At 66.9% G+C, this 12563-nt stretch carries 10 protein-coding genes; 4 read left to right on the forward strand and 6 right to left on the reverse strand.

The features are described from left to right. From pdxA to ACSQ8Y_RS22140, 3 genes are read right to left on the reverse strand one after another with little or no spacing between them, the layout of a single operon-like run. Window positions 1–1086 carry a 4-hydroxythreonine-4-phosphate dehydrogenase PdxA gene (gene pdxA, locus ACSQ8Y_RS22130; protein ID WP_436268578.1) on the reverse strand — a complete coding sequence of 362 codons (1086 nt, stop codon included), beginning with the start codon at window positions 1084–1086 and terminating at the stop codon, window positions 1–3. Window positions 1087–1103: 17 nt separating this feature from the next. Next, complete coding sequence (locus ACSQ8Y_RS22135) at window positions 1104–2465, reverse strand: peptidylprolyl isomerase (protein ID WP_436268579.1); 1362 nt, start codon at window positions 2463–2465, stop codon at window positions 1104–1106. 56 nt (window positions 2466–2521) lie between these two features. Further along, complete coding sequence (locus ACSQ8Y_RS22140; protein WP_436268580.1) at window positions 2522–4774, reverse strand: LPS-assembly protein LptD; 2253 nt, start codon at window positions 4772–4774, stop codon at window positions 2522–2524. A 99-nt stretch (window positions 4775–4873) separates the two neighbouring features. Between ACSQ8Y_RS22140 and ACSQ8Y_RS22145 the strand changes: the two genes are divergently transcribed. The 4 genes from ACSQ8Y_RS22145 (at window position 4874) to ACSQ8Y_RS22160 (ending at window position 9267) form a co-directional block, all read left to right on the forward strand. Then, a complete protein-coding gene (locus ACSQ8Y_RS22145) occupies window positions 4874–5926 on the forward strand; it encodes an aminoglycoside phosphotransferase family protein (RefSeq protein WP_436268581.1) in 1053 nt (350 codons plus the stop codon). 10 nt (window positions 5927–5936) lie between these two features. After that, the gene (gene murU / locus ACSQ8Y_RS22150; protein ID WP_436268582.1) at window positions 5937–6668 is read left to right on the forward strand and encodes an N-acetylmuramate alpha-1-phosphate uridylyltransferase MurU; all 732 of its coding nucleotides are present in this window, start codon (window positions 5937–5939) and stop codon (window positions 6666–6668) included. Beyond that, entirely contained in the window at window positions 6665–8005 is a 1341-nt protein-coding gene (gene pepP, locus ACSQ8Y_RS22155) for a Xaa-Pro aminopeptidase (protein WP_436268583.1), read from the forward strand. Before murU ends, pepP begins: the two co-directional genes overlap by 4 nt. An 80-nt stretch (window positions 8006–8085) precedes the next feature. Further along, window positions 8086–9267, forward strand: coding sequence for an FAD-dependent monooxygenase (locus ACSQ8Y_RS22160; RefSeq protein ID WP_436269889.1), 1182 nt, complete (start codon window positions 8086–8088; stop codon window positions 9265–9267). A gap of 110 nt (window positions 9268–9377) precedes the next feature. Here the strand turns inward: ACSQ8Y_RS22160 and ACSQ8Y_RS22165 are convergent, their stop codons facing one another. The 3 genes from ACSQ8Y_RS22165 to ACSQ8Y_RS22175 are packed head-to-tail and all read right to left on the reverse strand — an operon-like array spanning window position 9378 to window position 12303. Further along, the gene (locus tag ACSQ8Y_RS22165; protein ID WP_436268584.1) at window positions 9378–10850 is read right to left on the reverse strand and encodes an NAD(P)(+) transhydrogenase (Re/Si-specific) subunit beta; all 1473 of its coding nucleotides are present in this window, start codon (window positions 10848–10850) and stop codon (window positions 9378–9380) included. Next, on the reverse strand, window positions 10847–11179 hold the full coding sequence (locus tag ACSQ8Y_RS22170) for an NAD(P) transhydrogenase subunit alpha (RefSeq protein ID WP_436268585.1): 333 nt from the start codon (window positions 11177–11179) through the stop codon (window positions 10847–10849). Before ACSQ8Y_RS22170 ends, ACSQ8Y_RS22165 begins: the two co-directional genes overlap by 4 nt. Window positions 11180–11190: 11 nt before the next feature. After that, window positions 11191–12303, reverse strand: coding sequence for a Re/Si-specific NAD(P)(+) transhydrogenase subunit alpha (locus ACSQ8Y_RS22175; protein WP_436268586.1), 1113 nt, complete (start codon window positions 12301–12303; stop codon window positions 11191–11193). Window positions 12304–12563 lie beyond the last annotated feature (260 nt).

Below are 12563 nucleotides of genomic sequence, written 5' to 3' on the forward strand. Positions count from 1 at the left end.
TTAAGTGTTATTGGCGGCCATGGCGGCTGCGATCGCGATCGCCTCCTGCATGCTGCCGCAGTCGGCGCGGCCCAGGCCTTGCGCTGCCAGGTCCAGCGCCGTGCCGTGGTCGACCGAGGTGCGTATCAGCGGCAGGCCGAGCGTGATGTTGACGCCGCGCCCGAAAGTGGCGTACTTGAGCACGGGCAGGCCCTGGTCGTGGTACATGGCCAGCACGCAGTCGGCGTCTTTCAGGTATTTGGGCTGGAACAGGGTGTCGGCCGGGTAGGGGCCGCGGACGTCGATGCCGCGCGCCTGCGCCGCCGCGATGGCCGGCGCCACCACCTCGATGTCCTCGCGCCCCAGGTAGCCGTTCTCGCCCGCGTGCGGGTTCAGGCCGGCCACCAGGATGCGCGGCGCGGCGATGCCGAACTTGGCTTGCAGGTCGCGCGCGATGATGTCCAGGGTGGCGCCCAGGCCTGCCACGCTCAGCGCGGCCGCCACGTCCTTGAGCGGCAGATGGGTGGTGGCCAGCGCCACGCGCAGCGGCGGCTGCGGCGCCTCGCCGGCCGGCGCCAGCGGCTGCCCGGCCAGCATCATCACCACTTGCGCGGTGCCGGTCTTGTCGGCGTAATATTCGGTGTGGCCGGAGAACGGCACGCCGGCGTCGTTGATGGTGCTCTTTTGCAGCGGCGCGGTGGCCACGGCGTCGAACCAGCCTGCCTGGATGCCTTCGATCGACGCGTCCAGCGTGGCCAGCACGGCGCGGCCGTTTTCCTTGTCCAGCGTGCCGGGCACCACGTGGGCCGCCAGCGGCACGTCGATCACGCTGACGGTGGCGGGGCCGAAATGCGGCAGGCCGCCGTTGCGCACCGCCTGCAGCGACAGCGCCGACAGGCGGATCTCCGGGTCGATATAGCTGGCCGTCATGGCCAGGAAGGCGGCGTCGCCCAGCAGCACGCAATTGACTTCCTTGCGCATGGCCCAGGCGGCGCGGATGGCGATTTCCGGACCGATGCCGGCCGGCTCGCCCACCGTGACGGCGACGGCGGGGCGTGTTCCAGGGGCGCGCGCTCTAGTGCGCCCGGCTTGCAGAGTGGCGCTCATCGAGTCTGCCCCTTTCCTTATTTCAGGTCGTCGCTGCGGTACTCGACGTAGGCGCGGTCGCGCACCTGGCGCTGCCAGTCTTCGGCCGCTTCCTCGGTCTTGCGTTCGCGGATGGCGTTGCGGGCGGCGTTGCGCTGCTTCTCTTTCGACAAGTCTTCGCTCTTACGCTCCAGCACTTCGATCAGGTGATAGCCGAAGCTGGTCTCCACCGGCTCGCTCACTTCGCCGATCTTCAAGCCGTTCACGGCCGCTTCGAACTCCGGCAGGGTGTCGCCCGGATACAGCCAGCCCAGGTCGCCGCCCTTGCTGGCCGAGGTGTCGTTCGAGGCCAGACGCGCCAGGTCTTCGAACTTGGCCGCCTTGTTGTCCAGGCGCTCCTTCAGTTCGACCAGCTTGCGCTTGGCATCGGCCGCGCTCACGGTCGGCGTGACCTTGATCAGGATGTGGCGCACGTGGTTCTGCGTCACCGCGGCCGCAGCCTGGGCTTCGGCCACGCTGCGCTTGTCGGTCAGCTTGATGATGTGGAAGGCGCCCACGCTCTTCATTACCGGCGTGACCTGGCCCGGCTTCAGTTTTTCCAGCGCTTCGGCGAACAGCGGCGGCAGGCGCTCGGCGCTGCGCCAGCCCACTTCGCCGCCCTTGAGCGCGTCGCTGGCGTCCGAATAGGTGGCGGCCATCTTGGCGAAGTCGGCGCCGGTGCGCAGCTGGCGCATCACTTCGTCGGCGCGCGCCTTGCGCTGCGCGATCACCTCGGGCGAGGCGTTTTCCGGGATGCGTATCATGATTTGCGAGATGTTCATTTCGAACTGCTCGGCGGCGGCGGCCGCCTCGGCCGCCAGGTGGGCGTCCACCTCGGCGTCCGAGACCTGGACCTTGGAATCGACTTCATGCTCGCGCAGGCGCTGCATGACGATCTCCTCGCGGATCTCTTCGCGGAAGGCGGCGAAGGTGATGCCTTCCTTTTCCATCTGGTTGCGCATGTCCTGCACCGTCAGCTTCTGCTGCTCGGCGATGCGGGCGATGGCGCGGTCGAGCTGGTTGTCGTCGACGCGCACGCCCATCTCCTTGGCCAGCTGCATCTGCGCGCGTTCGACGATCATGCGCTCCAGGATCTGGCGCTGCAGGTCGGCATCGCCGGGCAGCTGCACGCTCTGCGCCTTCATGCGGCCGACCACGGTCTTGATGCGCTCGGCGAGCTCGCGGCGGGTGATGACGTCTTCGTTGACCACCACGGCGATCGAATCGATCGGCGTGTTGCTGGTCTGGCCGACCGGCACCGGCGGCGTGAAGCCGCCGGCCGGCTTGGTGTTCTGCGCCAGGGCGTTGCCGCCTGCAGTGATGGCGCACAGCAGCAGTGCTGCGATCTTGAGTTGGTGCATACGGGCATTACGCATAGATGTGACGCTCATGAGTCAGGGTGAAGGATAAAGCCGGGTTAGCGGCGGGTGCTCTCATTCAGGCGCTGGTAGCCCGGGATGCTGTTGCGCAGCGCTTCCAGCGGACTGCCGACGCCGAACTTGGACAAACCGTTCAGTTCGAGCTGGAAGAAGATCGGCGTCGACGCTTCCTTGGCGGTCGTCACGAAGCGCTGCGCGCCCATGCGGAACACCCAGCAATCGCCGTTATATTCGAGTCCGACCAGGCTTTCCAGGATCTTCTTGTCTTTCATGGAATAACTGATGCGGCCGACGCCGAACCAGCGCATCGACAGCGGCCATTGGCTGGAAAATTCAACATTCTTGATCACGTCCGTATTGCTGACCGGATCGCGCAGGTAGCGGTAGCCCATGTTCAGCACCTTTTTCGGGCCCGGCATCCAGCGCGCCGTGTAGCTCGAGCTGATCACGCGGCTGTCCGATGGATTGTACTGCACCGCGCTGTCGATGAACCAGGTGTCGGACACCACGCCGGTGGCCGCCAGCAGGATGTCGGACTTGGCGTCGCGCGTGGGCGTGGTGGCGTTGAGCTGCACGCGCTGGTCGCTGAAGTAGAAGCGCTGGCCGAAAGCCAGGCGCAAGCGCTCGGCGCCGCTCGCTTCCAGGAAGCGCGACACCACCGCCGCCGTCACCTGGTTGGCGTCGCTGACGCGGTCGGCGCCGACGAAGCGGTTCTCGCTGAAGATCTGCGAGAAGTTGAAGGTGGCCACCGCCGTGTCGAAGTTAGGGAATTCTTTCTGGTCGCGGTAGGGCGTGCGCACGTAGAACAGGCGCGGCTCCAGCGTCTGGGTGGCGGCGCGGCCGAACAGCTTGGTGTCGCGCTCGAACACCAGGCCCGAATCGAGCGACATGGTGGGCACGGCGCGGGTCAGCGACTTGCCCTCGAGCGTGCCGTTCGGGTCGAGCTGGTAGGCCGCCGCGTTGAGCATCAGCTTGGGCGTGATGAAGAAGCTCGGTCCGATGATGGGGTAGCTCACCTGGGGCACCGCCACCAGGCGGTTGCCGCGCGTCAGCGTCGGATGCCAGAAGCTGGTCAATTCGCTGCTGAACTGCCAGTCGAAGCCGGCCACGTCGTAGCGGGCGGCCTGGAAATTGATGGCGGGCAGGCGGTCGTAGGGGCGCGACACGAACAGCGTCGGGTCGGTGGCGGCGGCCGGATCCTGCAGCACCTGGTACTTCTGCACCCGGGCCGACAAGCTCCAGAACTCGCCGCGGTAGTCGGTGCGCAGTTCACGCAGCAACTGGCGCTCGGCGGAACCGGACACGGTCTTGGAAAAGTCGTTCGGGTAGTTCTCGTCCGAGGCGGCGCGCACGTTCCAGCCGAAGGACCAGTCCCTGGCGATGGCCTGCGTATGGCTGGAGGTGAACATCCAGCGGTCGGCATTGGCCTGCTTGTCGTTCGGCAGGTACTCGACGAAGGTGTCGCCGGCGTAGCTGCCGGCGTCGGTTTCGCCGATGTAGCGCGCGTGCGCGCCCAGCTGGATGCCGCGCCGCGCGATCAGGCGCGGGAACAGCGTCAGGTCGCGGTTGGGCGCGATGTTGAAGTAATACGGCACCGTCAGCTCGGCGCGGCCCTTGGAGCCGAAGCCCGGGATGGGCGGCAGCCAGCCGGAGCGGCGCGCGCCCGACAGCGAGAACGACATGGCCGGCGTGCCGATGATGGGCACGTTCTTGAAATACACGATGGTCTTGCCGGCCACGCCCACGTCGCGCCCGGAGTCCAGGTTCAGCGTGCTCGACTTAAGGTACCAGTCCGGATTGGGGCCCTGGCAGGTGCTGTAGGTGCCGTCGATGACGACCGCCTCGTCCTCGTTCAGGAAATTGACGCGCTGCGCCTTGCCCTGGGCCGCGTTGGCCTCCAGCCGGTAGGTCGGGTTGAGCATATAGCCCTTGCCCGATTCCAGGTTCAGTTTCACCTCGTCGCCGGTGTAGTAGTCGCCGAAACGCCAGATCTTGACGTGGCCGCGCGCCTCCAGCTCGTCCTCGACCTGGCGGAAACAGGCCACGTCGGCAGTCACACGTGTCTTGTCGCGCACCAGTTCCACGTCGCGGCCCAGGTTCAGCTCACGCTCGGGCCGGCCGTCGATATCCTCGGCGCGGATGATGGTGGGGGCGTCCTTGTCCACCACGTGCGTGCGCTTGGGCGATCCGGGGGCGGTCTGGGCGTAGCCCGGCACCGCCGTGGCGGTGGCGAGTGCGGTGAGCGCGAACGCCCAGTGGTGGGGGCTGGGAGGGGCTGGGAACCGGCTCATGAAATGAAGGGGCGAAACACCATGACAGGCGATTTTTTGAGTTGAATCCCTTATTATATGGGAATTGTTCACACCAACCGGATTCCACAGGCTAGTTTAATGTCTTTATTGTCTAATTTATCATCACAGGGCGCTGATGCCCGCCTGATCCTGTTGCAAGACTGGCTGGCCTCCCTCGAGCTGGTCGACCCGGCTTCCGCGCGCCCCGCTTCGGCCGACGCCAGTTTCCGCCGCTACTTCCGGGTCGACGTGCTGCCGGCGCTGCAAGCGAGCCACGGCGCCACGCTGATCGTCATGGACGCGCCGCCCGAGCGCGAGAACGTGCCGGCCTTCGTCAAGGTGGACGCGCTGTTCGCCGAGGCCGGCGTCTCGGTGCCGGCCATCGTCGCGCAGGACGTCGAGCGCGGCTTCCTGCTGCTGTCCGACCTGGGCGTGACCACTTACTTGCAGGTGCTGGACCACGACAACGCGTCCACCATGTACGCCGAGGCGCTGGAGGCGCTGGTGAAAATCCAGAAGGCCAGCCGGCCCGGCGTGCTGCCCGAGTTCGACCGCGCCTTCATGCTGCGCGAGCTGAACCTGTTCCCGGAGTGGTATATCGCCAAGCACCTGGGCGCCGTGCTGAGCGAGGCGCAGGCGGCCGAGCTGCAGAAGGTGTTCGACGCCATCACCGCCAACTGCCTGGCGCAGCAGCAAGTCTATATGCACCGCGATTTCCACTCGCGCAACCTGATGTGGATGGACGAGGGCAACCCCGGCATCCTCGATTTCCAGGACGCGGTGTACGGCCCCATCACCTACGATGTGGCCTCGCTGCTGCGCGACGCCTATGTCTCGTGGGACGAGGAGATGGTGCTGGACTGGGCCGTGCGCTACTGGCAGCACGCCAAGGCCGAGGGCTTGCCGGTGAGCCGCGACATCGATTCCTTCTACAAGGACTTCGAATACATGGCGCTGCAGCGCCACCTGAAAATCCTCGGCATCTTCTGCCGCCTGAACTACCGCGACGGCAAGCCGCTGTACCTGGGCGACCTGCCGACCGTGCTCGACTACGTGCGCAAGACGGCCAACCGCTACAAGGACCTGAAGCCGCTGGTGCGCCTGCTGGACTCCCTGGAAAACAAACAGCCCCAGGTCGGCTACACATTCTGAGGGCGCAGCGATGAAAGCAATGATACTGGCTGCCGGACGCGGCGAGCGCATGCGTCCGCTCACCGACACCGTCCCCAAGCCGCTGCTCAAGGTGCGCGGCCGGCCGCTGATCGTCTGGCACATCCTGAACCTGGTGCGCGCCGGCATCAAGGACATCGTCATCAACCATTCCCACCTCGGCCACATGATAGAGGACGCGCTGGGCGACGGCAGCCAGTTCGGCGCGCAGATCCGCTATTCGCCGGAACCGGTGCCGCTGGAGACGGCGGGCGGCATCGCGCAGGCGCGGCACCTGCTGGGCGAAGAACCCTTCCTGGTGATTTCGGCCGACATCTATTGCCCCTACTTCGACTTCGAACAGGTCAAGGACGTGCTGCACGATAAGGACATGTGGGGCAACCCGCACCCGGCGGACAAGCGCGACATGGCCTGGGTCTACCTGACCAAGAACCCGTGGCACAACCCCAAGGGCGACTTCGCGCTGCAGATGTACACGGTGGCCAACGAAGGCGACACGCTGTGGAATTTCGGAAATATCGGCGTCTACCGCGCCGAGATGTTCGACGGCATAGCGCCGGGCCAGCGCGCCGGCCTGGGCCAGCTGATACGCAAATATGCGGACCTGAAGCAGGTCGGCGGCGAGCTGTACGAGGGCGACTGGGTCAACGTCGGCACCGCCGAGCAGCTCAATGAGCTGAACGGCGCGCCGGCCGGCGCCGCCGGCGGATCGGCCGCGCCATGAACGCCTACGCGCTGCGCCGCAAGCGCCTGCTGGCGCTGATGGAGCCGGGCGGCGTGGCCGTGCTGCCCACCGCGCCGGAAGTGGCGCGCAACAGCGACAGCGACTATCTGTACCGCCACGACAGCCACTTCTACTACCTGACCGGCTTCACCGAACCGGAAGCGCTGCTGGTGCTGGTGGCCGCGCGCGGCGACGACCCGGCCCAGGCCATCCTGTTCTGCCGCGAGAAGAACGCCGAGCGCGAGATCTGGGACGGCTACCGCCACGGCCCGGAAGCGGCGCGCGCCGCCTTCGGCTTCGACAGCGCCCACCCGGTGGCTGCGCTCGACACCGAGATGGCGCGCCTGCTGGCCAATGCGCCGGCGCTGTACGCGCCGCAGGGCGGCGGTGCGCGTCTGGCGCAGCTCGACAGCCGCATCCAAGGCTGGCTGGACGCGGTGCGCGGCCAGTCGCGCAGCGGCGTCACCGCGCCCGAAACGCGGCACAACGTGCTGCCGCTGATCGACGAGATGCGCCTGATCAAGGACGAGGGCGAGCAGGCCACCATGCTGCGCGCCGCCACCATTTCGGGCCAGGCGCATGCGCGCGCCATGCGCGCCTCCCGGCCCGGCATGCACGAATACGAAATCGAAGCGGAGCTGCTGTACGAGTTCCGCCGCAACGGCGCGCAGGCGCCGGCCTACAACTCCATCGTCGCCAGCGGCGCCAACGCCTGCGTGCTGCACTACAACGCCAACAATGCGCAGACCAGGGACGGCGACCTGGTGCTGATCGACGCCGGCTGCGAGCTCGACGGCTACGCCTCCGACATCACGCGCACCTACCCCGTCAACGGCCGCTTCAGCGCGCCGCAGCGGGAACTGTACGAGCTGGTGCTGGCGGCGCAGGCGGCCGCGCTGCAGGCGATCCGCCCCGGCCAGCCCTACCAGTCGGTGCACGACGCCGCCGTGCGCGTGCTGGTGCAGGGCATGCTGGACCTGGGCCTGCTTGACAAGAACAAGCACGCCAGCGTGGACGACGTCATCGCCAACAAGAGCTACACCCAGTTCTACATGCACGGCACCGGCCACTGGCTGGGCATGGACGTGCACGACGTGGGCCTGTACCGCGACGTGCAAGCGGCCGGCAAGCCGTCGCGCCCGCTGGAACCGGGCATGGTGCTGACGGTGGAGCCGGGCATCTACGTGCGTCCGGCCGAAGGCGTGCCGGAGCAGTACTGGAACATCGGCATCCGCATCGAGGACGACGTGCTGGTGACTGCCACCGGCCACACCATCCTCAGCGCCGCCGCACCCAAGACCGTGGCCGAGATCGAGCACCTGATGCGGCAGCCATGAGCGAGCCTCGCGCAGAGTCCGCGCCCGAAGCGGCGGGAGCGGCCAGGACGACAACGGTGCAGGCGCCGGCACAAGCAACGATGAGTGCGCCCGAAGCGCCACCGGCGGCCGCGACTGGCGGCGCGCCGCTCGACTACGACGTCGCCATCTGCGGCGCGGGCCCGGCCGGCATGGCGCTGGCGGCGCTGCTGGCCAGGCGCGGCGTCGCGCCCGGCCGTATCGCATTGATCGACGCGCGCACCTTGCAGCAGGCCGGCAACGACCCACGCTCGCTGGCCCTGTCCTACGGCAGCCGCCAGATCCTGGAAGACATCGGCTGCTGGCCGGTGCCTGCCACGGCGATCCACCAGATCCACGTGTCGCGCCGGGGCCAGTTCGGCCGCAGCGTGATCGACCGCGACGAGCACAAACTGGAAGCGCTGGGCTACGTGAGCCGCTACGGCGCGCTGGTGACTGAGCTGGGCGCGGCGTGCGAGCGCGTCGGTATCGCGGCGCTGCGCCCCGCCCTCGTGACGGGCCTGGACGAGCAGCCCGGCCACGTCGCCGTCGAGATCGAGGAAGAAGGCGGCGTCCGCCGCACGCTGAGCGCCGCCATCGTGGTGCAGGCCGAGGGCGGGCTGTTCGGCGAGCAGCAGGCCAAGTCCGTGCAGCGCGACTACGGCCAGACCGCCATCATCGCGCAAGTGCGCAGCAGCGCGCCGGTGGCGCACCGCGCCTACGAGCGCTTCACGGCCCAGGGCCCGCTGGCGCTGCTGCCGCAGGACGACGAATATTCGCTGGTCTGGTGCGTGCGCCACGACACCGCGCAGGCGCTGCTGGGCCTGGACGACGCGGCCTTCCTGGCGCAACTGGGGGACGCTTTCGGCACCCGCGTGGGCGGCTTCACCGGCGCCACGCGGCGCCTGGCCTTCCCGCTCGGCCTGAACGCCGGCGCGCAGGGCAGCGCGCGCGTGGCAGCCATCGGCAACGCCGCGCAGACGCTGCACCCGGTCGCGGGCCAGGGCCTGAACCTCGGCCTGCGCGACGCCGCCGTGCTGGCCCGCCTGCTGGCGCAAGGCGCCAATCCGGCCATGCTGGCGCAGTACGCAACCCTGCGCAAGGACGACCGCGGCCTGACGGTGCGCCTGACCGACACCATGGCGCGCGTGTTCGCCAACGACTCCCCCGCGCAAGCCTTGCTGGGCGCATCCCTGGCCGCCATCGACCTGTTCAGCCCCGCGCGCGGCGTATTGGCCGAACTGATGATGTACGGACGCCGCTAAAAAAAAGGCGGGTTGAGCAGCTTGTGCTAACCCGCCCTACCTTCCATGGCGTTTCGCAGGGCGGCTTGGCGCGAAGCGGCTCGCCCCCCGCGTAACCCGCCAACGCCAGGCTATTCGACCGCTTTCACCATATCTTCAATGACCTTCTTCGCATCGCCGAACACCATCATGGTGTTGGCCTGGTAGAACAGGTCGTTGTCCAGGCCCGCGTAGCCGGAGGCCATCGAGCGCTTGTTGACGATGATGCTCTTGGCTTTGTAGGCTTCCAGGATGGGCATGCCGGCGATCGGCGATTTCGGGTCCTTGGCGGCGGGGTTCACCACGTCGTTGGCGCCCAGCACCAGCACCACGTCGGTCTGGCCGAATTCGCCGTTGATGTCTTCCATCTCGAACACCTGGTCGTACGGCACCTCGGCTTCGGCCAGCAGCACGTTCATGTGGCCCGGCATGCGGCCCGCCACCGGGTGGATCGCGTACTTCACGGTCACGCCCTTGTGCGTCAGCTTCTCGACCAGCTCTTTGAGCGAGTGCTGCGCGCGCGCCACCGCCAGGCCGTAGCCCGGAACGATGATGACGGTTTCCGCGTTCGACATGATGAAGGCCGCGTCGTCCGCCGAACCGGATTTCACCGGACGCGCAGGCTGCGCGCCGCCGCCCGACGTGGCCGCAGCCGCGTCGCCGCCGAAGCCGCCCAGGATCACATTGAAGAAGGAGCGGTTCATGGCCTTGCACATGATGTAGGACAGGATCGCGCCCGAGGAACCCACCAGCGAACCGGCGATGATCAGCATCGAGTTGTTCAGCGAGAAGCCGATGCCGGCCGCCGCCCAGCCCGAATACGAGTTCAGCATGGACACCACCACCGGCATGTCGGCGCCGCCGATCGGGATGATGATCAGCACGCCGAGCACGAAGGCGATGGCGGTCATGATGACGAACGGGGTCCAGGCCGGGGCCACGCCGCCGTCGAACACGAACACCAGGCCCAGCGCCACCATGACGATGGCCAGCGCCAGGTTCAGCATGTGCTGGCCGGAGAACACCACCGGCGCGCCCTGGAACAGGCGGAACTTGTATTTGCCCGCCAGCTTGCCGAAGGCGATCACCGATCCGGAGAAGGTGATGGCGCCGACGAAGGTGCCGATGAACAGTTCGATGCGGTTGCCGACCGGCAGCGCCTCGCCGATCTTGGCGATGTTGAAGGCGTGCGGTTCCGACACGGCAGCGACCGCGATGCAGACGGCGGCCAGGCCGATCAGCGAGTGCATCGCCGCGACCAGTTCCGGCATCTTGGTCATCTCGACGCTCTTGGCCAGGTAGGCGCCGATGCCGCCGCCGACCACCACGCCCAGCGCCACCAGGCCCAGGCCCATGCCGTGGCCCGAGCCCGCGCTGGCCATGTCGGCCCGCAGTTTCATGATCAGCGCCAAGGTGGTCACGGCGGCGATGGCCATGCCGGACATGCCGAAGGCGTTGCCCCGGCGCGCGTTGGCCGGCGACGACAAGCCCTTGAGCGCCTGGATGAAGCAGACCGAGGCGATCAGGTACATCATCGTGACGAGGTTCATGCTGACGAAGCTCATGCTTTTCCTCCCTCTAAGGCGGCCACCGCAGGCTTGGCCTTCGGTTCCTTCTTCTTGAACATCTCCAGCATGCGCTGGGTGACCAGGAATCCGCCGAACACGTTGACGGCGGCCAGGGCCACCGCCACGGTGCCGGAGATCTGGCCGATCAGGCCTTCGGTCAGGCCGGCGGCCAGCATGGCGCCGACGATGATGATGGCCGAGACCGCGTTGGTGACGGCCATCAGCGGCGTGTGCAGCGCGGGCGTCACGCCCCAGACCACGTGGTAGCCGACGTAGATCGCCAGCACGAAGATGATCAGATTGATGATGGTGTGGCTAACTTCCATGTCTATTCTCCTTATTTGCGTAAAACGGCGCCGTCGGCGCACACCAGGGCGGCCTTCAGGATTTCGTCTTCGCGGTCTATCACCAGCTTATCTTCCTTGTCGACGATGAGCTTGAGGAAGTCCAGCACATTGCGCGCGTACAGGGCCGAAGCGTCGGCCGGCACCAGGCAAGCCAGGTCCGGCTCGCCGACGATGTGCACGCCGTGCTTGACGACCGTCTTGTTCAGCTCCGACAACGGGCAGTTGCCGCCCTGGCTCACCGCCAGGTCGACGATGACGGAACCGGGCTTCATCGCTTTCACGGTGTCCTCGGAAATCAGGATGGGCGCGGCGCGGCCCGGTATCAGCGCGGTGGTGATGATGATGTCGGCCAGCTTGGCCCGTTCATGCACCAGTTCGGCCTGGCGCTTCATCCAGTCGGCCGGCATGGAACGGGCGTAGCCGCCCACGCCCTTGGCGATTTCCTTTTCCTCGTCGGTCAGGAAGGGCACGTCGATGAACTTGGCGCCCAGCGACTCGACCTGCTCCTTGACCGGCGGGCGCACGTCGGAGGCCTCGATCACCGCGCCCAGGCGCTTGGCCGTGGCGATGGCCTGCAGGCCGGCCACGCCCACGCCCATGATGAGCACGCGGGCCGCTTTCACGGTGCCGGCGGCGGTCATCAGCATCGGCATGAAGCGGCCGTAGGTGTTGGCGGCCACCAGCACGGCCTTGTAGCCGGCGATGTTGGCCTGCGAGGACAGCACGTCCATCGACTGGGCGCGGGTGATGCGCGGCACCGCCTCCAGCGCGAACGCCTGCAGCCCGGCCGCGGCCATGGCGGCGATGTTGTCCGCGTCGAAGGGGTTGAGCATGCCGATCAGGACCGTGCCCGGTTTCATCAGGGCGCGCTCCTCCGCGTTCGGGGCGCGCACCTTCAGGACCACCTCCGCGCCATAGGCGTCGGCTGCGCTGCCTATGGTGGCGCCGGCGGCCGCGTAGGCCTCGTCGGTGACCGATGCCGTCAGGCCGGCCCCGGCCTGGACGACAATTTGATGCTTGGCCGCCAATTTCTTCACTGTTTCGGGCGTGGCCGCAACCCGGGTTTCCCCCGGCCGCGTTTCGGCCGGAATGCCTATCCTCATGTATTCCTCCTGGATTGCTATAGTTGCTATTGATGTATGTACTGCTTAGAACATAACACGATTTTCTAGAAAGATAACCTTTTTACCCGAGCAACAATCATATGCTGTCGCCTATGAGATACCTTTGGTTTCATACGGTGAAACCCATATCCCATGTAGTGCAATTAACCGGTTTTAATTGAGTCTCCCCTCTATTTAGTGGCGATTGGAACGTTGGGCACCGGAACAAGCTAAAATGGCGGCTCTTTCAAGGAAGAGAC

Source organism: Pseudoduganella sp. LjRoot289 (assembly GCF_964252925.1).
GTDB lineage: Bacteria > Pseudomonadota > Gammaproteobacteria > Burkholderiales > Burkholderiaceae_D > Rugamonas.